Origin of the sequence: Streptomyces sp. HUAS 31, assembly GCF_028198125.1 — a bacterium.
Taxonomy (GTDB): Bacteria; Actinomycetota; Actinomycetes; order Streptomycetales; family Streptomycetaceae; genus Streptomyces; species Streptomyces chartreusis.
This window is the reverse complement of the sequence record NZ_CP116353.1, coordinates 6,663,363-6,686,453: the sequence shown is the minus strand read 5'-3', so window position 1 is coordinate 6,686,453 and position 23,091 is coordinate 6,663,363. Positions and strand designations below refer to the sequence as shown.

Annotated in this window: 26 protein-coding genes; 7 read left to right on the top strand and 19 right to left on the bottom strand. The window is 71.2% G+C overall.

Translation table 11 applies throughout. The features are described 5' to 3' along the window. Position 1: 1 nt before the first annotated feature. On the bottom strand, positions 2-376 hold the full coding sequence (locus PGH47_RS29910; protein WP_271665959.1) for a hypothetical protein: 375 nt from the start codon (positions 374-376) through the stop codon (positions 2-4). A 187-nt stretch (positions 377-563) separates the two neighbouring features. Between PGH47_RS29910 and PGH47_RS29905 the strand changes: the two genes are divergently transcribed. After that, a complete protein-coding gene (locus PGH47_RS29905; protein ID WP_271665958.1) occupies positions 564-1,370 on the top strand; it encodes an SAM-dependent methyltransferase in 807 nt (268 codons plus the stop codon). A gap of 59 nt (positions 1,371-1,429) precedes the next feature. Here PGH47_RS29905 and gatB read toward each other — a convergent pair whose 3' ends face one another. The 6 genes from gatB to PGH47_RS29875 all read right to left on the bottom strand — a co-directional run bounded on the left by gatB (position 1,430) and on the right by PGH47_RS29875 (position 5,991). Then, entirely contained in the window at positions 1,430-2,944 is a 1,515-nt protein-coding gene (gene gatB / locus PGH47_RS29900; protein ID WP_271665957.1) for an Asp-tRNA(Asn)/Glu-tRNA(Gln) amidotransferase subunit GatB, read from the bottom strand. Positions 2,945-2,959: 15 nt separating this feature from the next. Continuing rightward, complete coding sequence (locus tag PGH47_RS29895) at positions 2,960-3,199, bottom strand: hypothetical protein (RefSeq protein ID WP_126899122.1); 240 nt, start codon at positions 3,197-3,199, stop codon at positions 2,960-2,962. Further along, complete coding sequence (gatA, locus tag PGH47_RS29890; RefSeq protein WP_269641752.1) at positions 3,196-4,689, bottom strand: Asp-tRNA(Asn)/Glu-tRNA(Gln) amidotransferase subunit GatA; 1,494 nt, start codon at positions 4,687-4,689, stop codon at positions 3,196-3,198. The genes PGH47_RS29895 and gatA overlap by 4 nt, the downstream gene beginning before the upstream one ends. Positions 4,690-4,694: 5 nt before the next feature. Continuing rightward, positions 4,695-4,991 carry an Asp-tRNA(Asn)/Glu-tRNA(Gln) amidotransferase subunit GatC gene (gene gatC, locus PGH47_RS29885; protein ID WP_007384860.1) on the bottom strand — a complete coding sequence of 99 codons (297 nt, stop codon included), beginning with the start codon at positions 4,989-4,991 and terminating at the stop codon, positions 4,695-4,697. Between the two features lie 96 nt (positions 4,992-5,087). After that, positions 5,088-5,582 carry a cupin domain-containing protein gene (locus PGH47_RS29880; protein WP_271665956.1) on the bottom strand — a complete coding sequence of 165 codons (495 nt, stop codon included), beginning with the start codon at positions 5,580-5,582 and terminating at the stop codon, positions 5,088-5,090. A gap of 37 nt (positions 5,583-5,619) precedes the next feature. Further along, complete coding sequence (locus tag PGH47_RS29875; protein WP_271665955.1) at positions 5,620-5,991, bottom strand: DUF4267 domain-containing protein; 372 nt, start codon at positions 5,989-5,991, stop codon at positions 5,620-5,622. Between the two features lie 87 nt (positions 5,992-6,078). Here PGH47_RS29875 and PGH47_RS29870 point away from each other — a divergent pair, with 87 nt between their 5' ends. Then, on the top strand, positions 6,079-6,660 hold the full coding sequence (locus tag PGH47_RS29870) for a TetR/AcrR family transcriptional regulator (protein ID WP_271665954.1): 582 nt from the start codon (positions 6,079-6,081) through the stop codon (positions 6,658-6,660). 104 nt (positions 6,661-6,764) lie between these two features. Here PGH47_RS29870 and PGH47_RS29865 read toward each other — a convergent pair whose 3' ends face one another. From PGH47_RS29865 to PGH47_RS29845, 5 genes are all read right to left on the bottom strand, one after another. Further along, positions 6,765-8,999 carry a putative bifunctional diguanylate cyclase/phosphodiesterase gene (locus PGH47_RS29865; protein WP_271665953.1) on the bottom strand — a complete coding sequence of 745 codons (2,235 nt, stop codon included), beginning with the start codon at positions 8,997-8,999 and terminating at the stop codon, positions 6,765-6,767. 272 nt (positions 9,000-9,271) lie between these two features. Next, complete coding sequence (ligA, locus tag PGH47_RS29860; RefSeq protein WP_107902551.1) at positions 9,272-11,464, bottom strand: NAD-dependent DNA ligase LigA; 2,193 nt, start codon at positions 11,462-11,464, stop codon at positions 9,272-9,274. Positions 11,465-11,478: 14 nt separating this feature from the next. Then, entirely contained in the window at positions 11,479-12,480 is a 1,002-nt protein-coding gene (locus PGH47_RS29855) for a methionine synthase (RefSeq protein ID WP_271665952.1), read from the bottom strand. A 102-nt stretch (positions 12,481-12,582) separates the two neighbouring features. After that, a complete protein-coding gene (locus PGH47_RS29850) occupies positions 12,583-13,281 on the bottom strand; it encodes an SDR family oxidoreductase (RefSeq protein WP_271665951.1) in 699 nt (232 codons plus the stop codon). Between the two features lie 18 nt (positions 13,282-13,299). Beyond that, on the bottom strand, positions 13,300-13,863 hold the full coding sequence (locus PGH47_RS29845; RefSeq protein ID WP_271665950.1) for a TIGR00730 family Rossman fold protein: 564 nt from the start codon (positions 13,861-13,863) through the stop codon (positions 13,300-13,302). A 50-nt stretch (positions 13,864-13,913) separates the two neighbouring features. Here PGH47_RS29845 and PGH47_RS29840 point away from each other — a divergent pair, with 50 nt between their 5' ends. Together PGH47_RS29840 and PGH47_RS29835 are read left to right on the top strand one after the other, a co-directional pair. Next, positions 13,914-14,237: a DUF427 domain-containing protein gene (locus tag PGH47_RS29840; protein ID WP_126902448.1), complete on the top strand. Its 324-nt coding sequence runs from the start codon at positions 13,914-13,916 to the stop codon at positions 14,235-14,237. 37 nt (positions 14,238-14,274) lie between these two features. After that, positions 14,275-15,054, top strand: a complete 780-nt coding sequence (locus tag PGH47_RS29835; protein ID WP_271665949.1) for an alpha/beta fold hydrolase — start codon at positions 14,275-14,277, stop codon at positions 15,052-15,054. A gap of 136 nt (positions 15,055-15,190) precedes the next feature. Here the strand turns inward: PGH47_RS29835 and mnmA are convergent, their stop codons facing one another. Continuing rightward, positions 15,191-16,321 carry a tRNA 2-thiouridine(34) synthase MnmA gene (mnmA, locus tag PGH47_RS29830; RefSeq protein WP_271665948.1) on the bottom strand — a complete coding sequence of 377 codons (1,131 nt, stop codon included), beginning with the start codon at positions 16,319-16,321 and terminating at the stop codon, positions 15,191-15,193. Positions 16,322-16,381: 60 nt separating this feature from the next. Here mnmA and PGH47_RS29825 point away from each other — a divergent pair, with 60 nt between their 5' ends. Beyond that, a complete protein-coding gene (locus PGH47_RS29825; RefSeq protein WP_271665947.1) occupies positions 16,382-17,047 on the top strand; it encodes an N-acetylmuramoyl-L-alanine amidase in 666 nt (221 codons plus the stop codon). Between the two features lie 70 nt (positions 17,048-17,117). Here the strand turns inward: PGH47_RS29825 and PGH47_RS29820 are convergent, their stop codons facing one another. The 3 genes from PGH47_RS29820 to PGH47_RS29810 form a co-directional block, all read right to left on the bottom strand. Beyond that, positions 17,118-18,293, bottom strand: a complete 1,176-nt coding sequence (locus PGH47_RS29820) for a cysteine desulfurase family protein (protein ID WP_107905165.1) — start codon at positions 18,291-18,293, stop codon at positions 17,118-17,120. A 126-nt stretch (positions 18,294-18,419) separates the two neighbouring features. Next, positions 18,420-18,698 carry a DUF4190 domain-containing protein gene (locus tag PGH47_RS29815; RefSeq protein WP_107902568.1) on the bottom strand — a complete coding sequence of 93 codons (279 nt, stop codon included), beginning with the start codon at positions 18,696-18,698 and terminating at the stop codon, positions 18,420-18,422. A 58-nt stretch (positions 18,699-18,756) separates the two neighbouring features. Further along, positions 18,757-18,990 carry a DUF3099 domain-containing protein gene (locus PGH47_RS29810; RefSeq protein ID WP_255345661.1) on the bottom strand — a complete coding sequence of 78 codons (234 nt, stop codon included), beginning with the start codon at positions 18,988-18,990 and terminating at the stop codon, positions 18,757-18,759. Between the two features lie 64 nt (positions 18,991-19,054). Here PGH47_RS29810 and PGH47_RS29805 point away from each other — a divergent pair, with 64 nt between their 5' ends. After that, positions 19,055-19,681 carry a TetR family transcriptional regulator gene (locus PGH47_RS29805; RefSeq protein ID WP_271665946.1) on the top strand — a complete coding sequence of 209 codons (627 nt, stop codon included), beginning with the start codon at positions 19,055-19,057 and terminating at the stop codon, positions 19,679-19,681. Positions 19,682-19,758: 77 nt separating this feature from the next. Here PGH47_RS29805 and PGH47_RS29800 read toward each other — a convergent pair whose 3' ends face one another. Together PGH47_RS29800 and PGH47_RS29795 are read right to left on the bottom strand one after the other, a co-directional pair. Further along, complete coding sequence (locus PGH47_RS29800) at positions 19,759-20,166, bottom strand: hypothetical protein (RefSeq protein WP_271665945.1); 408 nt, start codon at positions 20,164-20,166, stop codon at positions 19,759-19,761. 110 nt (positions 20,167-20,276) lie between these two features. Next, positions 20,277-21,143 (bottom strand): thioesterase family protein, encoded by an 867-nt coding sequence (locus PGH47_RS29795; RefSeq protein ID WP_271665944.1) that lies wholly within the window; start codon positions 21,141-21,143, stop codon positions 20,277-20,279. Positions 21,144-21,267: 124 nt separating this feature from the next. Between PGH47_RS29795 and PGH47_RS29790 the strand changes: the two genes are divergently transcribed. Continuing rightward, on the top strand, positions 21,268-22,506 hold the full coding sequence (locus tag PGH47_RS29790) for an alpha/beta hydrolase (RefSeq protein WP_271665943.1): 1,239 nt from the start codon (positions 21,268-21,270) through the stop codon (positions 22,504-22,506). On the opposite strand, the gene PGH47_RS29785 is transcribed toward PGH47_RS29790, so the two are convergent. After that, the gene (locus PGH47_RS29785) at positions 22,415-23,071 is read right to left on the bottom strand and encodes a trimeric intracellular cation channel family protein (RefSeq protein ID WP_107902577.1); all 657 of its coding nucleotides are present in this window, start codon (positions 23,069-23,071) and stop codon (positions 22,415-22,417) included. The genes PGH47_RS29790 and PGH47_RS29785 overlap by 92 nt on opposite strands. Positions 23,072-23,091 lie beyond the last annotated feature (20 nt).

The following is a 23,091-nucleotide window of genomic DNA, read 5'->3' as shown; positions in this document are numbered from 1 at the left end:
ATCAGTCGAACTGGTCCCCGAACGCCATCACCATCACTCCGGCCACGAGCACCCACAGCGCCCGCCGGGTGCGCCCCCGGGAGCCGAGGAACGCGGCGAACGCGCAGAAGCCGGCCCCGAAGGCATAGGCGACCGGGACGAGAGCCGGGGCCGAGCCCGTGACCCGCAGCACCGCGGCGGCCAGCCCGGCGAGAGCCAGCAACGCTCCGCTCCCGGCGGCCGTCCAACGGGCCCGCCGCGCCACGTACTCCGGATCGTCGGGGTCCTCAAGGTCCTCAAGGTCCTCGACGTCCTCAACGGCCTCGACGTCCTGGCCACTCTCGGCGTGCTGCTCCTCCCCCGTCCCGGATATCTCGGAATCACCGCGTCCACTCATGGCGGGCGAGCGTAGCGCGTCGCGTCGGGAAACCCGATGCGGGGCCGTGCGGCCCGCTGCTAGCGTCCGGAGGTCGACCATCTCGCGGCACACCGCCGCCGACCTGGGCAGGTGCATTGTTTGAGCGTCGGACCGAGCTCCTCCGTATCCCTTTCCGCTTCCCCGGACTCAAGGAGCCCGTTCACCGATGCCAGACATCACCACGAGGACCTCGGACGAGGATCTCGCCAAGCGGCTGACCCACCCCGGCTACCCGCGCAGTAACAGCTACGACCCTCGCTGGGTCGTCGAGAACCAGATGGGCCCCAACGCCCTCTGGCTGCTGGAGTGGCTGGCCCCCGCCCTCGGCCTGGACACCCTGCGCCCGTGCGCCCGTGTCCTGGACCTGGGCTGCGGCCGGGCGATGACCTCCGTCTTCCTGGCCAGGGAGTACGACGCCCAGGTCACCGCCGCCGACCTGTGGATCGCTCCCGACGACAACGCCCGGCGCGTGGCGGAGGCCGGCTTCGCCGACCGGGTGCTGCCGGTGCGCGTCGAGGCACACGACCTGCCGTTCGCCGAGGGCAGCTTCGACACGATCGTGAGCGTCGATGCGTATCAGTACTTCGGCACGAACGATCTCTATCTGCCCACGCTCACCCGGCTGTTGAAGCCGGGCGGCCGGATCGGCGTCGTCGTGCCCGCGCTGCGCGAGGAGCCGGACGGCCTCGAACCGCCGGAGCACCTCGCGCCGTGGTGGGAGCCCGGCTACTGGTGCTTCCACTCCGCGAACTGGTGGCGCCGCCACTGGACCCGCAGCGGGGCCGTCGAGGTCGAGGCCGCCGACTGGCTGGACGACGGCTGGCGCGACTGGCTGCTGTGGTGCGAGGTGATCGCCGAGGAGAGCCCGGAGGAGTTCCACCGCACGATGGCCCGCCGGGTCGGCGAGATGGTGCGGCGTGACGAGGGCCGCGCGCTGGGCTTCGTACGGCTGGTGGGCCGCCGCGTCGGATGACGCGCCGAGGGGGACGCATCACGGTCGACGCGTCCCCCTCGGGATGTACGGCTACCGGGTCAGCCCTCGCTGACGCCCAGCTTCTGAAGGATCAGCTCCTTGACGCGGGCCGCGTCGGCCTGACCCCGGGTCGCCTTCATGACCGCGCCGACCAGGGCGCCGGCCGCGGCGACCTTGCCGGAGCGGATCTTGTCGGCGATGCCCGGGTTGCCGGCGATGGCCTCGTCGACGGCGGCACCCAGGGCGCCCTCGTCGGAGACGACCTTCAGACCGCGCTTGTCGACGACCTCGTCCGGGGTGCCCTCGCCCGCGAGGACACCCTCGATGACCTGACGGGCCAGCTTGTCGTTCAGGTCGCCCTTCGAGACCAGCTCGGAGACACGGGCGACCTCGACCGGCGTGATCGACAGCTCGTCCGGCGACTTGCCCGACTCGTTGGCGCTGCGCGCCAGTTCACCCATCCACCACTTGCGGGCGGAGGCGGCGTCGGCACCGGCTTCGATCGTGGCGACGATCGGGTCCAGTGCACCGGCGTTGAGGATCGCCTGCATCTCGGTGGCCGAGATGCCCCACTCCGCGAGGAGGCGGTTGCGGCGCACCAGCGGCAGCTCGGGCAGACCGGCGCGGATCTCCTCGACCCACGCGCGGGACGGGGCGACCGGTACCAGGTCCGGCTCCGGGAAGTACCGGTAGTCCTCGGCCTCCTCCTTCACGCGGCCCGAGGTCGTCGACCCGGTGTCCTCGTGGAAGTGGCGGGTCTCCTGGATGATCGTGCCGCCGGACGACAGCACGGCCGCGTGCCGCTGGATCTCGAAGCGGGCCGCGCGCTCCACGGACCGCAGCGAGTTGACGTTCTTCGTCTCCGAGCGGGTGCCGAACTTCTCGGTGCCGTTCGGGCGCAGCGACAGATTCACGTCGCAGCGCATCTGGCCCATCTCCATACGGGCCTCGGAGACACCGAGCGCCCGGATGAGCTCGCGCAGCTCACGGACGTACGCCTTCGCCACCTCGGGGGCACGCTCGCCCGCGCCCTCGATCGGCTTGGTGACGATCTCGATGAGCGGGATGCCGGCGCGGTTGTAGTCGAGCAGCGAGTGCGAGGCGCCGTGGATACGGCCCGTCGCTCCGCCGACGTGCGTCGACTTGCCGGTGTCCTCCTCCATGTGGGCGCGCTCGATCTCCACGCGGAAGGTCTCGCCGTCCTCCAGCTGCACGTCGAGGAAGCCGTTGAAGGCGATCGGCTCGTCGTACTGGGAGGTCTGGAAGTTCTTCGGCATGTCCGGATAGAAGTAGTTCTTCCGGGCGAAGCGGCACCACTCGGCGATCTCGCAGTTCAGCGCGAGACCGATCTTGATCGCGGACTCGACGCCGGTCGCGTTGACGACCGGGAGCGCGCCGGGCAGGCCGAGGCAGGTGGGGCAGGTCTGCGTGTTGGCGTCCTGACCGAGGGCGGTCGAACAGCCGCAGAACATCTTGGTCTTGGTGCCGAGTTCGACATGGACCTCGAGGCCCATGACGGGGTCGTACGACGCGAGAGCGTCCTCGTACGACACCAGGTCGGTCGTGGTGGTCACGGTGAAACTTCCCTCTCAGCCGAGCAGGACGTCGTCGTCGCCCAGCCGCTTCAGCTCGCGGTAGAGGATGGCGAGGCCGGTGGCGATGGCGGCGGCGGACACGGCGGCGTCGATCAGGCGCAGCGTGTCGCTCTCCGTGCGGGCCTTCTTGGCCTGCTTGGCGACGCTGAGCGCACCGAACGCGGTGGTGGCCATGGACAGGTACAGACCGGACTTGGACTTCTTGAAGTCCTTGGCCTTCGACAGCTTGCTCACAGCGACGGTGCCTCCTCCAGGAGCGGGTGCCCCCACTTTTCCACGAAGGCCGCCTCGACGGCCGCCCCGACCTTGTAAAGACGGTCGTCCTTCAACGCCGGGGCGATGATCTGGAGACCGACGGGGAGGTTGTCCTCCGGGGCGAGACCGCACGGCAGCGACATGGCCGCGTTGCCCGCGAGGTTGGTCGGGATGGTGCACAGGTCCGCGAGGTACATCGCCATCGGGTCGTCGGCACGCTCGCCGATCGCGAAGGCGGTGGTCGGGGTCGTCGGGGAGACGATCACGTCGACCTGCTCGAAGGCCTTCTCGAAGTCGCGCGTGATGAGCGTGCGCACCTTCTGGGCGCTGCCGTAGTACGCGTCGTAGTAGCCGCTCGACAGGGCGTACGTGCCGAGCATGATGCGGCGCTTGACCTCGGGGCCGAAGCCCGCCTCACGGGTGAGGGAGGTGACCTCCTCGGCGGAGTGCGTGCCGTCGTCGCCGGTCCGCAGGCCGTAGCGCAGGCCGTCGAAGCGGGCGAGGTTGGAGGAGCACTCGGACGGGGCGATCAGGTAGTACGCCGACAGGGCGAGGTCGAAGGACGGGCAGTCCAGCTCGACGATCTCGGCGCCCAGCTCCTTCAGCACCTCGACGGACTCGTCGAAGCGCTGGATGACGCCGGCCTGGTAGCCCTCACCGCGGAACTGCTTGACCACGCCGACGCGCATGCCCGCGACGCTGCCGTTGCGGGCGGCCTCGACGACCGGCGGGACCGGGGCGTCGATGGAGGTGGAGTCGAGCGGGTCGTGCCCGGCGATGACCTCGTGCAGCAGGGCCGCGTCCAGGACCGTACGGGCGCAGGGGCCGCCCTGGTCGAGGGAGGAGGAGAAGGCGACCATGCCGAAGCGGGAGACCGCGCCGTACGTCGGCTTCACGCCCACCGTGCCGGTGACGGAGGCCGGCTGGCGGATGGAGCCGCCGGTGTCGGTGCCGATGGCGAGGGGGGCCTGGAAGGAGGCGAGCGCGGCGGAGGAGCCACCGCCCGAGCCGCCGGGGATCTTGGTGAGGTCCCACGGGTTGCCGGTCGGGCCGTAGGCGCTGTTCTCCGTCGACGACCCCATGGCGAACTCGTCCATGTTGGTCTTGCCGAGGATGACGACGTCGGCGGCCTTGAGGCGCTTGGTGAGGGTGGCGTCGTACGGCGGGATCCAGCCCTCGAGGATCTTCGAACCGACGGTCGTCGGAATGCCCTCGGTGGTGAAGATGTCCTTCAGCGCGAGCGGGACGCCGGCCAGCGGGCCGAGCTTCTCGCCCTTGGCGCGTTTGTCGTCCACGGCACGGGCCTGGGCGAGGGCGCCCTCGCGGTCGACGTGCAGGAAGGCGTGCACCTTCTCGTCGACGGCCTCGATCCGGGCGAGGTGGGCCTCGGTGACCTGTACGGCCGTGAGCTCGCCGGAGGCGATCTTCTCGGCGGTCTCGGCGGCCGTGAGCTTGATGATGTCCGTCATGGCGATTAGTCCTCCCCCAGGATCTGCGGCACCTTGAAACGCTGCTGCTCCTGGGCCGGGGCGCCGGAGAGCGCCTGCTCGGGGGTGAGCGACGGACGGACCTCGTCCGCCCGCATGACGTTCGTCAGCGGGAGCGGGTGCGAGGTCGGCGGTACGTCTTGGTCGGCGACCTCACTGACGCGTGCGACCGCGCCGATGATGTCGTCCAGCTGTCCCGCGAAGTGCTCGAGCTCTTCGGGCTTCAGCTCCAGACGCGCCAGCCGGGCGAGGTGGGCGACCTCCTCGCGCGTGATGCCAGGCATGCAGCGATCCTCTGGGGTGAGTGCGTGTGGTTTGGGGCCAATCCTATGGGGCGGGGACCCATGGCCGTGAAACGGTTTCCCCCGCCCCGGTCGTGGTCACCCGCGGCGCCCGTCCCAGACCTCGCTCTTCATGAAGTGGTTGTCGTAGCGGTCCTGCACCTCCAGCAGGCTCTCGACGGTGGCCTCGCCGAGGGCGATGCGCTGGAGGTGGCGGAAGTATTCGAAGCGTTCTACGCCCGGTGTGATGACGATGAGCAGGTCGGCGTCGGCGCCCGGGACGGCGGCGAAGGCGTGCGGTTTGCCGGGCGGCACGACGACCAGGTCGCCGGGGCCCGCGGTGACGACGTCGTCGCCGGAGAGGATCTCGGCGGCGCCGTCGAGCAGGAAGAACATCTCGGCGGAGTTGTCGTGCCGGTGCGGTTTGGCGCCGTCCGCGCCGCCGGTGAGCGTGACGCGCTGGGTGGACAGCGCCCCTCCGGTCTGACCGCTGTCGGCCAGCAGCCGGACGGTGGTGGGCGCCCGGCCGACGAGCTCGGCCTCCGCCGCGCGGACGATCACGGACTCGTCGAACTTCGGAACGAACAGCGACATGTCTCGAACCCCCGGTGCGAGATCGGTGTTGGCGTGCTCAGACGAGGAACAGCAGGACGGCACTGATGAGGACGACGACCGCCGTGGCGAAGTGGATCCCGAAGGCCGTCGCCTTCGTGCCGCCGTTGCGCAGCACTATCAGTGTGTCGAAGAGCGGGACGAGTGCCACGGCGAGCATGAACCAGGCCTCGGCACGGGCGCCGACGAAGAACAGCAGCGCCAGTCCCACCACGCCGAAGGTGCCGTCCCGCAGGCCCTTGACGGAGAGATAGGCGCCGGCGTCGCCCTCCGGCCGGGCCGGGACGCCGTAGCCGGTGGCGGCCGAGGCGGGCTGGAGCAGGAACCGGTAGCCGAGGAACAGGCAGAACAGGTTGAGGACGACGGCCAGGGTGTACGCGGTCACGGTCATGACTTGACTCCTCGCTAGCACTGCTAGGGACAAGAGCGAAGCTAGCAGAGCATCGACAGATGCGCTAGCACTGCTAGAATTCCTGGCATGACGATCCAGACGCGCAAGGAGCGCGAACGAGCGGAACGGGAGCGGCTCATCGTCACGGCCGCACGGGAACTCGCGGAGTCGGAGGGCTGGGACGCGGTGACGACCCGCCGCCTCGCGGCGGAGATCGAGTACAGCCAGCCCGTCCTCTACAGCCACTTCAAGGGCAAGGACGCGATCATGGCGGCGGTGGCCGTACAGGGCTGCGCCGACCTCGCGGACGAACTGCACGCGGCCCGTACGGCGGCGAAGGGCACCCGCGCGGCGCTGACGGCGGTGGGCGAGACGTACACGTCCTTCGGCCGACGCCGACCGGCGCTCTACGACGCCATGTTCACGTACCGGGTGGACCTGCCGTTCGCCACGGACGAGGCCCCGGAGCCGCTGAAGCGGGCCTTCGGGGAGCTCGCGGCGGCGGTGGAGCCGATCGCCGGGGAGGGCGAGGACCTGGGGGTGCTGACGGAGACGTATTGGGCAGGGCTACATGGGTTGGTCACGCTGATGCGCAGCGGACGGCTTCCGGAGCAGGCTCATGAGCAGAGGTTGGCCCTGCTGATCGGACACTTCACGGCAGCGCCCTGAAGGGGCGCGGGGCTGTGTCCATTTGCGGCTACCGCCGCGTGGGCGCGACGAGCCACGACGGCGCCGCAGCCGCCACACCACCCTCGCGGCACTCAGAGAGAGGTCTACTCGGCGGCCGGCAGTGCCGCGCGCGGCCGCTGCCAGCCCCGCGACCCGCGCGCAAGCAGCCATGCCGTGGCCTCCTCCGGCGGCATCGCGGCGGCCACCAGCCAGCCCTGTACGGCGTCGCAGCGCAGGTCGCGCAGCCGCTCCCAGGTCTCGTCGTCCTCGACCCCCTCGGCGACCACGAGCAGACCCAGCGAGTGCGCCAGATCGACGGTGCAGCGCACGATCTCGGCGTCCTCGTTGTCCACCGCGAGCCGGGCCACGAACGACCGGTCGATCTTCAGCTCGCTCACCGGCAGCCGTCTGAGGTGGACGAGGGACGAATAGCCCGTGCCGAAGTCGTCCAGGGACATCTTCACGCCGTGCCCGGTCAGTCCGGCCAGCGTGTCCGCGGCCCGCTGCGGGTCCTCCAGCAGGACGTGTTCCGTTATCTCCAGTTGGAGCGCTCCCGCCGGAACACCGTGCCGGGCGAGCCGCGCGGCGACGGAGCCCGCGAAGCCGGGGGTGTGCACGTCGCGCGGGGAGACGTTGACCGCCACGGGGACATGCAGCCCCTGGGCCCGCCAGCGGGCGACCTGAGCGAGCGCCGTCTCAAGGACGTACTCCGTCAGATGCGGCATGAGGCCGGACGACTCGGCGATCGCTATGAACTCGTCCGGCGGCACCTTCCCGCGCTCCGGGTGCACCCACCGGACCAGGGCCTCGAGGCCCGCCACCTGGCCGTCGAAGCGGACCTTGGGCTGATAGTGCAGTTCGACCTCGTGCGCGTCGAGGGCTCGGCGCAGATCGCCCAGCAGCCCGAGCCGGTCGGGGGTGTTCGAGTCGCGCTTGGACTCGTAGACCTCGACGCCGGTACGGTCCCGCTTCGCCTGGTACATCGCCACGTCCGCGCGCCGCAGCAGGCCCTCGGCGTCGAGGGCGTGGTCCGGGAAGACCGCGACGCCGGCGCTGGCCTCCAGGACCAGGGTGAGGCCGTCGAGGTCGAGCGGGGAGCTCAGGGCGGTGACAAGACCGCGGGCGACCCGGGTCGCGGACGTCGTGGAATCGGCGACGGGCAGTAAGACGGCGAACTCGTCACCGCCGAGCCGCGCGGCCTCCGCCCCGCGCGGCAGGGCCAGCCGCAGCCGGTCCGCTATCTGCAACAGCAGCCGGTCACCTGCGAGATGACCGAGCGTGTCATTGACCGATCGGAACCGGTCGAGGTCGATCAGCATCAGAGCGGACCGGGCGCCGATGCGCTCGGCGTCGTCCAGTGCGGTCCAGATGCGTTCCAGCAGCCACTGCCGATTGGGCAGCCCGGTCAGCGGATCGCGCAACTGCTCCTCCGCCCGGGCCCGGGCTATCCACAGGGTGGAGTCGAGAGCGACGAGCGGAATGGCGAAAAGCGGCAGCAGCAGCGGCTTGGCGATGGCGACGACACACACCAGCGGTGCGATGCCGAGCAGCGCGACGGCGACCAGGCCCTGCCGGACCAGCGCGGTGCGCTCCACGGTGGGCAGGCCGCCGCGCGGGGCCTGGAGGTACCAGAGCAGGACGCGCGTGACAGCGAGGTAGGCGGCGGCGACGAGCACCACGCCGGGCGCGGTGTAGAGCGTCCAGGTGTCCGGGTTCCAGGGGTTCTCGACGGTGGGCACCCGGCCGAAGGCGGCCAGCACCAGGGCGCCGGCGGCGATGCCGAGGATGTCCGCCGCACCGTGCAGCACACCTTGGCGCCAGCGGTTGCGGCGGGCCACGCCGACCAGGACGACCACCGTGAGGCTGACCATGCCCGCGGGCACCCAGCCGTAGAGCATCAGCACGGCGAGGGTGAGGGCGGCGCCGGAGCCGGTGCCACCCCACCAGCGGGCGCGGCCGAGGGCCACCAGATGACCGACGATGACGCCGGTCAGCACGGCCAGCGACCAGCCGACCGTGCCCGACGGGAAGAGGGCGTGATGGTCGGTGAACGCCCGGTAGAACCCGGCGCCCAGGACGAACCCGGCCGCCGCGACGACCGCCGCGGGCAGCGCGGGCCAGGACAGGTGGCGTTCGTGGTCGGGGTGCGCCGGCCCGGCGGTGGGCTCGACGCCGATCTGTACGGTGGTGCGGGCGTCCGGCACGGTGCGCGCCCCCGCGGCGCCCCCCGCGACTCTTTCCGCCCGCGAACGCTCCGCGGTCCGCACCGCCCGCTCTCGCCATGCGCCGGCCAGCCGGCGCAACCGTGAGTGCGGGGCGGCGCTCTCGGTCGGTTCCATTCCCGTCCCTCTCACAGCCGGCGGTGCCCACGCCACGCGGCCCGATGCCCGAAATCGACCTTCAACGGCACCGCGTTGGAAAGCCCTTCCCCTCACCCTTCAAAGCCCTTCAAGAGCAAGGGGATGCCCCGACCGCAGCTGGGCACGGCAGGCGCACATCTCAACAGTAGGCCGCAGAAGGCTTCCACGGGCAGCGGTCGTCGACGGTTGCCCGAATGCGCCCCAGCCACCCGTATGCATCTGGTATGCACCGATCGGGGGGCCTTCAACCGTTACTCCTCCGCGGGGAGGGCAACTTCGGCCGCCGCTTCCGGCCCCTGTTCCAGCAGGACATTGAAGCCGTCCTCGTTCAGGACAGGCACCTTCAGCTGCATTGCCTTGTCGTACTTGGACCCGGGGTTGTCGCCCACCACTACGAAAGATGTCTTTTTCGAAACGGAACCGGTTACCTTCGCTCCGCGGCTCTGAAGCGCTTCCTTGGCGCCGTCGCGCGTGAAGTGCTCCAGTGTGCCGGTGACGACGACCGTGAGCCCCTCCAGCGGACGCGGCCCCTCGTCCTCGCCGGAGCCCTCCTCCTCCATGCGGACGCCGGCCGCCCGCCACTTGCGCAGGATTTCCTGGTGCCACTCCTCGGCGAACCACTCCTTGAGCGAGGCGGCGATGATCGACCCGACGCCGTCGGTGTTCGCCAGCTCCTCCTCGCTCGCCTGCTCGATGCGGTCGATGGAGCGGAACTCACGGGCCAGCGCCTCGGCGGCGACCGGGCCGACGTGACGGATCGACAGGCCGGTGAGGACGCGGGCCAGCGGGCGCTCCTTGGCTGCGGCGATGAACTCCAGCATCGATACCGCGTTCTTCTTGAGCTCGCCCTGCTGGTTGGCGAAGACCGTGGCGATCTTCTCCTCGCCGGTCTTCGGGTCCCGCTTGGGCAGGCCGCTGTCCTGGTCGAGGACGTACGCCCTGATGGGCAGCAACTGCTCGGCGCTCAGGTCGAACAAGTCACCCTCGTCCATCAGCGGCGGCTCGGAAGGCTCCAGCGGCTTGGTGAGCGCGGCGGCGGCGACATAGCCGAAGTGCTCGATGTCCAGCGCCTTGCGGCCCGCGAGGTAGAACAGCCGCTCACGCAACTGGGCCGGGCAGGAGCGGGCGTTCGGGCAGCGCAGGTCGACGTCGCCCTCCTTCATGGGCCTGAGCGCCGTACCGCACTCCGGGCACTCGGACGGCATCACGAACTCGCGCTCGCTGCCGTCGCGCAGGTCGACGACCGGGCCGAGGATCTCCGGGATGACGTCACCGGCCTTGCGCAGCACCACCGTGTCGCCGATGAGGACGCCCTTGGCCTTGACCACGTCCTGGTTGTGCAGGGTGGCGAACTCGACCTCCGAGCCCGCGACCGTCACGGGCTCGACCTGCGCGTACGGCGTGACCCGGCCGGTGCGGCCGACGCCGACTCGGATGTTGACGAGCTTGGTGTTGACCTCCTCCGGCGCGTACTTGTACGCGATGGCCCAGCGCGGGGCGCGCGAGGTGGAGCCGAGGCGGCCCTGGAGCGGGATCTCGTCGAGCTTGACGACCACGCCGTCGATCTCGTGCTCCACGGAGTGGCGGTTCTCGCCGTAGTACGCGATGAACTCGCGGACGCCGTCGAGGTCGTCGACGACTCTGTTGTGCCGGGAGGTGGGCAGGCCCCAGGACTTGAGCAGGTCGTACGCCCCGGACAGCCGGGACAGGCCCTCGAAGCCCTCCAGGGCGCCGATGCCGTGGACGACCATGTGCAGCGGAAGGGTCGCGGTGACCTTCGGGTCCTTCTGGCGCAGTGAACCCGAGGCGGAGTTGCGCGGGTTGGCGTACGGCTTCTCGCCGGCCGCGACCCGGCGGGCGTTGAGCGCCTCGAACGCCTCCATCGGGAAGTAGACCTCGCCACGGATCTCCACGAGCCCCGGGACGTGGTCGCCGGCCAGGCGGTGCGGGATCTCCGCGATCGTCATCACATTGGGCGTGATGTCCTCGCCGATCCGGCCCGTGCCGCGGGTGGCCGCGCGGGTCAGCCTGCCGTTCTCGTACGTCAGGTTCACCGCGAGGCCGTCGACCTTGAGCTCGCACAGGAAGTGGTACCCGGGGGTGCCGACGTCCTTGTGGACGCGCTCGGCCCAGGCGGCGAGCCCGGCGTCGTCGAAGACGTTGTCCAGGGAGAGCATGCGCTCGCGGTGCTCGACCTCGGCCAGATCTGTCTCGAACTCGACGGACACCTTCTGCGTCGGCGAGTCCGGGGTGCGCAGCTCCGGATAGTCGTCCTCCAGCGCTTCGAGGGTGCGCAGCAGGTCGTCGAACTCCGCGTCGCTGACGACCGGGGCGTCCTTCACGTAGTACCGGAAGCGGTGCTCCTCGATCTGCTCAGCGAGCTTCGCGTGCTGCTCCCGTGCCTCGGTGGGCACCGTCGTCTCCGCTTGCTTGTCGCCGGCCACCGTGTTTCCTCCCGTTACTCTGGGTTGTCCGCGAGGGATCTCGCCGCCCGGACGCAATGGGCGAGAACCTTGCGCGCGTACTCGGGAGAGGCCCCCGCGAGTCCGCACGACGGCGTGATCGTGACCGCCTCCGCGAGAAGCCCCGGTGACAGCCCCAGCCTGCGCCACAGCGTCCTGACACCCATGACGCTACCGGCAGGGTCTGACAATGGGCCGTCCGTGCCCGGGACGACACCGGTGAAGAGCCGGGTACCCGATTCCACCGCCTCGCCGATCGCGTCGTCGTCACGCTCGGTGAGGAGGGAGAAGTCGAAGGAGATCGCCGCCACGCCCGCCCGGCGCAACAGGGCGAACGGGACGTCCGGTGCGCACGAGTGGACCACGACAGGGCCGTCTCCGTGAACCCCGACGACGTCGCGGAGCGTGGCCTCCACGAGCTGCCGGTCCACGGCGCGGTATGTCCGGTATCCGCTGGCGGTCCTCACCTGCCCGCGCAGGACGGCGGTGAGGGACGGCTCGTCGAGTTGCAGCACGACCTGGGCGCCGGGGACGCGGCGGCCGACCTCGCCGAGATGCTGGCGCAGTCCCTCGGCGAGCGAGGCGGCCAGGTCGCGGCAGGCGCCGGGGTCGCCGAGCGCGGACTCGCCGTTCCTCAGCTCCAGCGCGGCGGCCAGGGTCCAGGGCCCCACGGCCTGCACCTTGAGCTGCCCCTGGTAGTCCTGAGTGAACTCCTCCAGCGCGTCGAGGTCCTCCCCCAGCCAGGACCTGGCCCGCCTGGTGTCCCGCCCCGGGCGGTCCCCGATCCGCCAGCCGCTGGGCTCCACGCGCGCGTACAGCTCGACGAGCATCCCGGCGGTCCGCCCGATCATGTCGGCGCCGGGCCCGCGGGCGGGCTGTTCGGCGAGGAACGGGAAGTCCTCGAAGGATCCGCTGACGGTCCTGGCGGCTTCCCGGGCGTCGCCGCCCGGCATGGAACCGATGCCGGTGGCGGGGGCGAAGGTGGGGTTTGCGTTCACGCCCCGAAGCCTATGTTTTCCGCCCCTGCCGCCCCTACCCGTCCCATCCTTCGGGGGCTCCGCCCCCCGAACCCGCTCCTCAGACGCCGGGGGCTGAGTCCTTCAGCGCCCCGGCCGCACCGTCAGGTCGTTGACCTCGGCGTCCCTCGGCAGGTCCAGGGCCATCAGGATCGTCGTGGCCACCGACTCGGGGTCGATCCACTTCGCGGCGTCGTACTCCTTGCCCTCCTGCTGGTGGACCTTGGCCTGCATGGGGCTCGCCGTGCGGCCCGGGTAGACCGTGGTGACCCGGACGCCGTTGCCGTGCTCCTCGTGGCGGAGCGAGTCGGCGAGAGCCTTCAGGCCGTGCTTCGACGCGGCGTAGGCGGACCAGTCTGCGTGCGCGTTCAGGCCGGCGCCGGAGTTCACGAAGATCACGTGGCCGCGGGTGCTGCGGAGCTGCGGGAGGAAGTGCCGGGTCAGTTCGGCAGGGGCGATGAGATTGACGTTGAGCTGGTGGCGCCAGGTCTTCGGGGTCAGGTCGCCCACCGGGCCGAGGTCGACGACCCCGGCGATGTGCAGCAGGGAGTCCACCCGGTCAGGGAGCGACTGGTGGGAGAAGGCCCAGGACAGCTTGTCCGGGTCGGCCAGGTCGCCGACCAGCGTCCGAGCGCCGGGGAACTCCGCCGCGAGTTCCTTCGCGCGGCCCGCGTCGCGCGCGTGGAGCACGAGTTCGTCCCCGCGCGCGTGCAGGCGGCGGGCGACGGCCGCGCCGATGCCGGATCCGGCTCCGGTGATCACATGTGTAGCCATGCCCGCCATGCTCGCATCAGCGGGGAATCACTCCACGCCCTGGTCCGCGGCGGGAGCCGCTGATGTCACAGCCTCCAGGTACGCCAGCGCCCCGACCGGCTCCTCGGCGAAGAACACCAGCTCGGTCAGCGGGCGGGGCAGGAAGCCCTCGTCCTCCATACGGCGGAACTGCTCCTTCAGACCGTCGTAGAAGCCCGCGGTGTTGAGCAGGACCACCGGCTTGTCCGTGTGGCCGTGCTTCTTCAGCTCCAGGATCTCGGTGGCCTCGTCGAGCGTGCCCGTGCCGCCGACCATGATCACCACGGCGTCGGCCTTCTCCAGCAGCAGCCGCTTGCGCTCGGCGAGGTCCTTGGTGATCACCATCTCGTCCACGCCCGGGCGGACCTTGGCCGCCAGGAACTGAACGGAGACCCCGACGAGCCGGCCGCCCGCCTCCTGCACGCCGTCCGCGACGACCTTCATCAGCCCGACGTCGGAACCGCCCCAGACGAGCGTGTGACCGCCCTTGCCCAGCAGTTTCGCGAACTCGCGCGCGGGTCGCGTGTAACGGTCGTCGAGGTCGGCGGCGGAGAGGAAGACGCAGATTCGCATGCAGCCACCGTACGCGGGAAGAACCCGGCGCCCGCGAGCGCTCTTCGGATATGGCTGATGGACACACGATCACGATCGAGCAGGGCACGCGACGCGTGCGGGCGGTGCACGGCGACCAGGTCCTCGCGGAGAGCGACCGCGCGCTCGTCCTGCGCGAGACGGGCTGTCCCGCGCGCTACTACATCCCCGCCGAGGACGTACGGCTGGAGCTGCTGACTCCCTCCGACACCCACACCTACTGCCCCTTCAAGGGAACGGCGTCCTACTGGTCGCTGCCGGGCGCCGCGGACCTCGTCTGGTCCTACCCGGACCCGAAGCCGGACGTGGCGGAGATCAAGGACCACCTCTGCTTCTACGAAGTCGAAGTGTCGTGAGCGATTAGTTTCGCGTCGTACGGCAATCTCCACAGACATGGATAAGAACACCAAGTCGGCCGACGGCACCTCCATCGCGTACGAGATCAGCGGTGACGGCCCGGCGGTGATCCTCGTCAGTGGGGCGATGTCCACCGGGGGCACGGTGGCGCCGCTGGCCGTGCCCCTGTCGAAACACTTCAGAGTGGCCGTGTACGACCGGCGCGGGCGCGGCGCGAGCGGCGAGGCGTCGCCGTACGCCGTGGAGCGCGAGGTCGAGGACCTCGCCGCGCTGATCGACGCGGTGGGCGGCGAGGCGGCGCTGTACGGCACCTCCTCGGGCGGCGCGCTGGTGCTCCGGGCGGCGGCGAGCGGGCTGCCGGTGCGTCAGGTCGCGGTCTACGAGGTGCCGTTCGCCGTGTACGAGGGCGGTGCCCAGGAGCGCGCGGAGTACACCGAGCGGCTGACCGAGGCGCTGGAAGAGGGCCGCCGCGGGGACGCCGTCGAGCTGTTCCTGCGGCTGACCGGGATGGCCGAGCAGATGATCCAGGGCGCCCGCCAGTCCCCCATGTGGGCCGGGATGGAGACGATCGCGCCGAGCCTCGCCCACGACAACGCCGTCATGGGCGACGGTCTGGTGCCCCGGGACCGGCTCGCGTCGATCACCGCGCCGGTGCTGGCCGTCGCGGGCAGCGCGAGCCCCACGTGGATGCGCGAGGCGGCACGCGCGGTCGCACAGACGGTGCCCGGCGGGTCGTACCGGAGCCTGGAGGGGCAGACCCACATGGTGGAGCCGGACGTGCTCGCGCCGGTGCTGACGGAGTTCTTCGCGAACTGACGCGGCGGCCCGGCCGACCGAACTGACCGGGCTGCTCGCCGGCAGTGGTGACCAGGCGGCGCCGTCGGCCGTGGTGACCAGGCCGCGCCGTCGGCCATGGTGAGCCGGCGACCCCGGCGGCGTTCGGGCCGTCGCCTCAGACGGCCGTCGGTGTCGCCCGCACCGTGGACGCGATCGTCGCCGAGCCCACCACGCGCGTGTCGTCGTACAGGACGATCGCCTGGCCGGGGGCGACGCCGCGGACGGGCTCGGTGAACGTGACCTCCAGGGAGCCGTCGATCAGCTCGGCGGTCACCTCGGTCTCGCCGCCGTGGGCGCGCAGCTGGGCGGTGTAGGTGCCGGGGCCGGTCGGGGCGGCTCCGCACCAGCGGGGCTTGATGGCGGTGAGGGCATCGACGTCCAGGGAGGCCGCCGGGCCGACCGTCACGGTGTTGTTCACCGGCGAGATGTCGAGGACGTAGCGCGGCTTGCCGTCGGGGGCCGGGGTGCCGATACGCAGGCCCTTGCGCTGGCCGATGGTGAAGCCGAAGGCGCCCTCGTGCGTGCCGAGCTTGGCGCCGGACTCGTCGACGATGTCGCCCTCGGCCTTGCCGAGGCGGTGCGCGAGGAAGCCCTGGGTGTCGCCGTCGGCGATGAAGCAGATGTCGTGAGAGTCGGGCTTCTTGGCGACCGCGAGGCCACGGCGCTCGGCCTCCGCGCGGATCTCGTCCTTCGTGGTCAGCGTGTCGCCGAGCGGGAACATCGCGTGCGCCAGCTGCTTCTCGTCCAGGACGCCGAGGACATACGACTGGTCCTTGGCCATGTCGGAGGCGCGGTGCAGCTCGCGGGTGCCGTCGTCGTTCAGCACGACGGTGGCGTAGTGGCCGGTGCAGACGGCGTCGAAGCCGAGGGCCAGCGCCTTGTCGAGGAGTGCCGCGAACTTGATCTTCTCGTTGCAGCGCAGGCACGGGTTCGGGGTTCGGCCGGCCTCGTACTCGGCGATGAAGTCCTCGACGACGTCCTCGCGGAAGCGGTCGGCGAGGTCCCACACGTAGAACGGGATGCCGATGACGTCGGCGGCGCGGCGGGCGTCGCGGGAGTCCTCGATGGTGCAACAGCCCCGCGCGCCCGTGCGGAAGGATTGAGGGTTCGCGGAGAGCGCGAGGTGGACGCCGGTGACGTCGTGGCCCGCTTCGGCCGCGCGGGCGGCGGCGACGGCGGAGTCGACCCCGCCGGACATGGCGGCGAGGACGCGGAGGGGGCGGGAGGGCTGCGCGGTGTCAGTCATAACGCTTCCAGGGTACGGGGGCGCGGGAACCAGGGCTGCCGAGTATCCGTTGACGATCACATGGGACAGCGGAAGGCTCCGAGGGACGGCGACCGGAGGGTCGGGCGTCGTGCGTTGCTCATCGGCGGGACGGCGGCCGCGGTGGGCTCGGCCGTGCTGGCCCGGGACGAGCTGGCGCGGCTGTGGTGGCGGGTGCCGGGCGTGGAGAAGCCGCGCAAGGAGGGCGAGGTCGACTTCGCGGGCGCGCGCTGGGTGGCGGCGTCGGACGCGAACTGGCGGCGGGCGGACCGGCCCGACGACTACGGCATAGACATGGTGGTCATCCATGTCACCCAGGGCAGCTTCGACAGCGCGGTGAAGGTGTTCCAGGACCCGGAGCACGGGGCGGCAGCGCACTACATCGTCCGCAAGGACGGCCACATCACGCAGATGATCCGCGAGCTGGACGTGGCGTACCACGCGGGCAACCGCGACTACAACGAACGCAGTGTCGGCATCGAGCACGAGGGCTTCGTGGAGCGCCCGCAGGACCTCACGGACGAGATGTACGAGGCGTCGGCGCGGCTGACGGCCCGGATATGCGCGCGCTACGACATCCCCGTCGACCGCGAGCACATCATCGGCCACGTGGAGGTGCCGGGCACCGACCACACGGACCCCGGAAAGCACTGGGACTGGGACCGGTACATGAAGCTCGTACGGACGGCGCGCACGGCGCCCGCTTAGCGCTCCCCGTGGGACCGGCCGGAGCTCCCGGTGGGACCGGCCGGAGCTCCCCGTGAGACCGGCCGGCGCTCTATGTCAGACCGGCGGCCCGGGCCCGTTCCACCGCCGGGCCGATCGCCTTGGCGACCGCTTCCACGTCGGCCTCAGTGGAGGTGTGGCCGAGGGAGAAGCGCAGGGTGCCACGGGCCAGGTCGGGGTCGGTGCCCGTGGCCAGCAGGACGTGGCTGGGCTGGGCGACGCCCGCGGTGCAGGCGGAGCCGGTGGAGCACTCGATGCCCTGGGCGTCCAGCAGCAGGAGCAGGGAGTCGCCCTCGCAGCCGGGGAAGGTGAAGTGGGCGTTGGCGGGGAGCCGGCCGTCCGGTGCCGGGTCGCCGCCGAGGATCGCGTCCGGGACCGCCGTACGGACCGCCTCGACCAGGGAGTCGCGCAGGGCGCCGATCTCCCGGGCGAACCACTCGCGCTGTTCGGCGGCGAGGCGGCCGGCGACCGCGAAGGAGGCGATGGCGGGGACGTCGAGGGTGCCGGAGCGGACGTGGCGCTCCTGGCCGCCGCCGTGCAGGACGGGTACCGGGGTCTGGTCGCGGCCGAGGAGCAGGGCGCCGATGCCGTACGGGCCGCCGATCTTGTGGCCGGAGACGGTCATGGCGGCGAGGCCGGACGCGGCGAAGTCGACGGGGACCTGGCCGAAGGCCTGGACGGCGTCGGCGTGCAGGGGGACGTCGAACTCGGCTGCCACGTCGGCCAGTTCACGGATCGGCATGACGGTGCCGATCTCGTTGTTGGCCCACATCACGGTGGCCAGGGCGACATCGTGGGGGTCGCGGGCGATCGCTTCGCGCAGGGCGTCGGGGTGGACGCGTCCGTGGGAGTCGACCGGGAGGTACTCGATCGTGGCGCCCTCGTGCTCGCCGAGCCAGTGGACGGCGTCGAGGACGGCGTGGTGTTCCACGGGGCTGGCCAGGACGCGGGTGCGGGTCCTCGCCGGGTCGGCGTCGCGGCGGGACCAGTACAGGCCCTTGACCGCGAGGTTGTCGGCCTCGGTGCCGCCGGAGGTCAGCACGACCTCGCTGGGGCGGGCGCCGAGCGATTCCGCGAGGGTCTCGCGGGCCTCCTCGACGGTGCGCCTCGCGCGGCGGCCGGATGCGTGGAGGGAGGAGGCGTTGCCCGTGACGCTCAGCTGGGCGGTCAGTGCCTCTGCCGCCTCCGGGAGCATGGGGGTCGTCGCGGCGTGGTCGAGGTAAGCCATGGTGGCCACGATTCTAGAGGGCGCCGGTAAGGGGCCTTGTGTCAAGGTCGGCCGGCGTCGGCCGGGGGTGCCCCTACGGCTTCCCCGCTGGAGTCGGTGCCCTCGTCGCCCGTGCGACGACCGCCCCTAGAAGCTCCAGGACAGCGTGCTGTCCATCTGGATGAACGCCAGCAGGACCAGCAGGTCGGCGACGCCCAGCCCCATGCCCAGGTACGCCCGGCCCTTGCGGCCGGTGCCACGCCACAGGGACGCGGCGGCCAGGACGATGGCGGTCGGGCCGAGGAACACGTTGAAGACCAGCAGGCCGAGCAGGCCGAGGATGAAGGACGCGACGGCCATGCCGTCGGCGTCGCGGGTGCGGCTGCGCGCGCCGGGGCGGGCGGTGGCCGGTGCGGTGAGATGCATGGGGTGTCAGCTCCTGATGTGTCGGTTCGGTCCGGGTCGGCGAAGTCGATCGGTGGAGTCAGTTGCGGCGGGCGTGCCGCTCACGGGCGGCGAAGACGGCCAGCCAGACGGCGATCACACCGGCGGCGACGACCGTGAAGGCGAGCGGTGCGTGGGCGACGGCGCCCAGCACCACGCCCAGCAGCAGGAGCGCGGCGACGAGGAACAGCATGGGTCGGATCCCCCTCCGAGATCTCTTGTGGCGATCTCTCTCGTTACGTTTCGGTGAACAGTTGTAGTAACAGTTGTTCACTGACCCCAAGTCTAGCGTGCCGCACGGCTTTTCAATTCCAGAGAACAGTTGTTAACTGCATGGTATGAGTCACACCCTCGGCCTTCGGCAGGCCCAGAAACAGAAGACCCGCCAGGCGCTGCTGGACGCGGCGCTTGGACTGCTGGAGGAGCAGAGCCTGAGCAGCCTGGGCCTGCGCGAGGTCACCCGCGCCGTCGGCGTCGCCCCGACGGCTTTCTACCGGCACTTCCGCTCCACGGCCGACCTCGGCGTCGCCCTCGTCGAGGAGGCGCTGGGCAGTCTGCACCCGATGATCCGCACGATCGTCTCCTCGGTCGGCGACAGCGACCGACGCATAGAACGGGCCGTCGAGTTGATCGCCGGCCATGTCGAGACGCATCCGGCGCATGTGCGCTTCATCGCCCGCGAGCGGCACGGCGGGGTGCAGTCCGTGCGGGAGGCGATCCAGGACCAACTGGCCCGGTTCGCGGGCGAGGTGAAGGAGGCGCTCGCCAAGGACCCGCTCTCCGAGGGCTGGAACGAGGAGGACCTCCTCATGCTCGCCCACCTCTACGTCGACCAGATGCTGATCACGGCCTCGCTGTTCCTGGACGTGCTGGAGGCCCCGGAGGGCGAGCGGCACCGCGTCGCCCAGGCCGCGACCCGCAGGATGCGGCTGATCAGCATCGGCCGGGAGCACTGGCTGGACTGAGCGTCGGCAGTACGAGCAGGGCGGTACTCCCGGTCACCGGGAGTACCGCCCTGATGCGTGCCGTACCGCGTCGCGCGTCAGCCCTCGGTCGCGGAGGCCGCCGCGCTCGGGGCACCGCTGGGTGCGGCCCCGCCGCCCTGGCCCCCACCGGGACCACCGCCGCAGCCGCCGCCCGACCCGCCGCCGGGACCACCCTGCCCCCCGCCCGGAGCACCACTCGGCGCACCGCTCGGAACGCCGCTGGGAGCACCGCTCGGCGCCCCCGACGGCACACCGGAGGCACCGGCCGCACCGGCCGAGGGCGCACCCGACGGCGCCCCGCTCGGCATGCCCGAGGGCGCGCCCGACGGCTGTCGGCACGACTGCTGCTGCCCGGAGCCTCCGCTGTTCGACGTCGACGACGAGTCGCCGGACCCGCAGGCCACCAGGGCCAGGGGCGAGAGCGCCAGCAGGGCCACGGCGGGGAGGAGACGCGCACGCTTCATGAGAGACCGCTCCATGGAAGATGAGAAAAGTCCTGGAGCGGGAACTCAACCAACCCCGGTTAGGGCCTGCTTGAGGATGCGCTGTCCGCGGCCTGTGGCCTGACGGCGCTTCAGCGCGCCAGCCTCACCCGGGCCAGCTGCCTCGACTGGGCCACGAGCCGGTCGGCGCTGTCCCAGACCTCGGCGTCCTCCTCCAGGAAGCCGCCCGCGAGGTTGCGGGTGGTGATCGACACGCGCAGCGGGCCGGGAGCCGGGCGGCAGCGTATGTGGGCGGTCAGCTCGACCGTGGGGACCCAGCCGGAGATGCCGATCTCGAAGGCGGTCGGCGGCAGCGCGTCCACCGCGAGGAGCAGCGAGAAGGGGTCGGCGTCCCGGCCGTCGGCCAGGCCGAACCAGGCACGCATCTCGCCCCGGCCGGAGGGCTGCCCGAGCGCCCAGCCCAGGGTGGCCGGGTCGAGCTTGAGCATCAGACGGTCGGCGATGGCCGAGCTGCCGTCGACGGGGGCGGGGCCGTCCTCGGGGCCGAAGCAGTGCTCCATCGGCGGGATCACGGGCGGCTTGGCCGTCGTACGGACGTCGTCGGGGAGGGAGTCCAGGTCGCCGTAGGAGGCGAGGACGCGGATCCGCTCTACCTCGCGGCCCTGCTCGTCGTACTGGAAGAGCGAGGCCTGGCCGGTCGACAGGGTCCGGCCCGTGCGCACCACGTCGGTGCGGACGACCGCCGGGCCCGGCTGGGAGGCGGTGAGGTAGTGCGCGGAGATCGTGAACGGGTCGGCGTGCGGCAGGGCGTCCGCGAGGGCGCGGCCGAGGACCGCCAGCAGATAGCCGCCGTTGACGGCGCTGATGATGGTCCAGCCGGCCGAGAGGTCGATGTCGTAGACGCCGGATTCGCGGTGGGTGAGCGCGGTGTCGCGGTCGAACTCGCTGTCGCCGATCGTGGCCCGCTGGGCCGTCGTGGCAGAGGCTGCTTCTGGCATGGATGAACGGTACAACAGCTAACTACTAAGCGGTAGCTTTGTAATCTGGTGAGATCCGGGCAACTTTTCGGCAAGTGTCCGGCTCGCCCGAAACCCGACGCCCGATCTCCCCCTCTATCAGGACATGAGTCTCACCGGGACCCCGTTCCTCTACACGCTCGTCGTCCTGTGCGTCGTCGCCGTGGCGCTGCCGCTCGCCCTGTGGTCACGGGTGGGCGGCCCCAGGATCGTGCGGGGCGCCGCCCGGGTGCTGATGGTGCTGTTCGCCCAGGGCACGGCCGTGGCGCTGGTCTTCACGCTGGTCAACAACTCCAACCAGCTGTACGACAACTGGGGCGACCTGCTCGGCACCAGCGACCATGTGCACGAGGCCGCCGACCTCGGGGCGAGCGGCACGGGCGGGATCGCGCTGGAGAAGCTGCCCAGACTCCGGCAGACCTTCAAGCAGGCCAAGGGCCCGGGCATGCGCGCGGAGGGCGGGGTGCTCGTCACGCACCTCAAGGGCCGGGTGTCCGGGGTGCACGCGGAGGTCAACGTATGGCTGCCGCCGCAGTACCACCAGCCCGCCTACCGCAACCACAGGTTCCCGGTCGTCGAGGTGCTGCCGGGCTATCCCGGCTCGTCGAAGGCCTGGTACGGCACGATGGACGCGCCGCAGCAGCTGGCGCCGCTGATGCGCAGCGGGCAGATCGAGCCGTTCATCATCGTCTCGCCGCGCACCACGCTGCTGCCCGGCAAGGACACCGGCTGCGCGAACATCCCGGGCAAGGCCAACGCCGACAGCTGGCTCAGCATCGACGTGCCGAAGATGGTCCGGGACAACTTCCGGGCTCAGGCCGCGCCGGACGGCTGGGCCGTGGCCGGGTACTCGGCGGGCGCGCACTGCGCGGCCAAGCTCGCCGTCGCCCACCCCGACCGCTACCGGGCCGCGGTCAGCATGTCCGGCTACAACGACCCCGCCGCGGTGCCCCAGTCGCTCGCCGGCAGGTCCCCGGCGCTGCGGGCCGCGAACAACCCCTACGAACTGCTGAAGGACTCCCGCGTCCCGCCGCGCGTCGCGCTGTACCTGTCCGGCCAGCCGAACGACGGCTACGAGGCTGCCATGGCCCTCCAGCGGATCGCGAAGGCGCCCACGACCGTGAACGTCGTGTTCGTCCCGACCGACGCCGGCGGCCACACCATGGCGCTGTGGAAGCCGCAGGTCGTGCCCGCGTTCCGCTGGCTGAGCGAGGTGATGGGCGACGGGCACCGCACCGGTACGGCGCCCGGGACTACTCCTCTCGCACCGTCGACCGCCGGTTCCAGGCACGCGGAGCTCGCCAGTGGAATCGCATCGCCAGCAGACGCAGCACGAAGGCCGTGACGGCCGCGAGCGTGCTGGTGAGCGGGGTCAGGGCGTCGTAGTGGATGCACAGGACGGTCATCGTGGCGCCGACTATCGCCGGGACCGCGTACAGGTCACGGTCCCAGCGCAGCAGTGAGGGCACCTCGTTGGCCAGGACGTCACGCAGCACACCGCCGCCCACGGCGGTCGCGAGGCCGAGGGCGACGGAGGCGGTGAGATTGAGGCCGTAGTCGTACGCCTTCGCCGTCCCGGCGACGCAGAACAGGCCGAGGCCCGCCGCGTCGAAGACGTTCACGCCGGTCTGGATGCGCTCCACGTGCGGGTGGAGGAAGAAGACCAGGAGCGCGGCCAGCAGCGGGGTGAGGAAGTACCCCAGGTCCGTGAACGCGGCCGGCGGCACGGCCCCGATGACCACGTCCCGGAACAGCCCGCCGCCCAGGGCCGTGACCTCGGCGAGTACGGCTATGCCGAAGACGTCGAAGTTCTTGCGGACGGCCAGCAGGGCGCCGGAGATCGCGAAGACGAAGATGCCGATCAGGTCGAGCGTGTGCTGGACGGACGGGCTGAACAGTTGCTGGAGCACCCGTACATTCTCACCCAGCA

Excerpts from the sequence above, each read along its gene's own strand:
- PGH47_RS29910 (WP_271665959.1), bottom strand. The coding sequence starts at position 376 with ATGAGTGGACGCGGTGATTCCGAGATATCCGGGACGGGGGAGGAGCAG.
- PGH47_RS29905 (WP_271665958.1), top strand. The coding sequence starts at position 564 with ATGCCAGACATCACCACGAGGACCTCGGACGAGGATCTCGCCAAGCGG.
- gatA (WP_269641752.1), bottom strand. The coding sequence starts at position 4,689 with ATGACGGACATCATCAAGCTCACGGCCGCCGAGACCGCCGAGAAGATC.
- gatC (WP_007384860.1), bottom strand. The coding sequence starts at position 4,991 with ATGCCTGGCATCACGCGCGAGGAGGTCGCCCACCTCGCCCGGCTGGCG.
- PGH47_RS29880 (WP_271665956.1), bottom strand. The coding sequence starts at position 5,582 with ATGTCGCTGTTCGTTCCGAAGTTCGACGAGTCCGTGATCGTCCGCGCG.
- PGH47_RS29875 (WP_271665955.1), bottom strand. The coding sequence starts at position 5,991 with ATGACCGTGACCGCGTACACCCTGGCCGTCGTCCTCAACCTGTTCTGC.
- PGH47_RS29870 (WP_271665954.1), top strand. The coding sequence starts at position 6,079 with ATGACGATCCAGACGCGCAAGGAGCGCGAACGAGCGGAACGGGAGCGG.
- PGH47_RS29865 (WP_271665953.1), bottom strand. The coding sequence starts at position 8,999 with ATGGAACCGACCGAGAGCGCCGCCCCGCACTCACGGTTGCGCCGGCTG.
- PGH47_RS29850 (WP_271665951.1), bottom strand. The coding sequence starts at position 13,281 with ATGGCGGGCATGGCTACACATGTGATCACCGGAGCCGGATCCGGCATC.
- PGH47_RS29845 (WP_271665950.1), bottom strand. The coding sequence starts at position 13,863 with ATGCGAATCTGCGTCTTCCTCTCCGCCGCCGACCTCGACGACCGTTAC.
- PGH47_RS29840 (WP_126902448.1), top strand. The coding sequence starts at position 13,914 with ATGGCTGATGGACACACGATCACGATCGAGCAGGGCACGCGACGCGTG.
- PGH47_RS29835 (WP_271665949.1), top strand. The coding sequence starts at position 14,275 with ATGGATAAGAACACCAAGTCGGCCGACGGCACCTCCATCGCGTACGAG.
- mnmA (WP_271665948.1), bottom strand. The coding sequence starts at position 16,321 with ATGACTGACACCGCGCAGCCCTCCCGCCCCCTCCGCGTCCTCGCCGCC.
- PGH47_RS29825 (WP_271665947.1), top strand. The coding sequence starts at position 16,382 with ATGGGACAGCGGAAGGCTCCGAGGGACGGCGACCGGAGGGTCGGGCGT.
- PGH47_RS29820 (WP_107905165.1), bottom strand. The coding sequence starts at position 18,293 with ATGGCTTACCTCGACCACGCCGCGACGACCCCCATGCTCCCGGAGGCG.
- PGH47_RS29815 (WP_107902568.1), bottom strand. The coding sequence starts at position 18,698 with ATGCATCTCACCGCACCGGCCACCGCCCGCCCCGGCGCGCGCAGCCGC.
- PGH47_RS29805 (WP_271665946.1), top strand. The coding sequence starts at position 19,055 with ATGAGTCACACCCTCGGCCTTCGGCAGGCCCAGAAACAGAAGACCCGC.
- PGH47_RS29800 (WP_271665945.1), bottom strand. The coding sequence starts at position 20,166 with ATGAAGCGTGCGCGTCTCCTCCCCGCCGTGGCCCTGCTGGCGCTCTCG.
- PGH47_RS29795 (WP_271665944.1), bottom strand. The coding sequence starts at position 21,143 with ATGCCAGAAGCAGCCTCTGCCACGACGGCCCAGCGGGCCACGATCGGC.
- PGH47_RS29790 (WP_271665943.1), top strand. The coding sequence starts at position 21,268 with ATGAGTCTCACCGGGACCCCGTTCCTCTACACGCTCGTCGTCCTGTGC.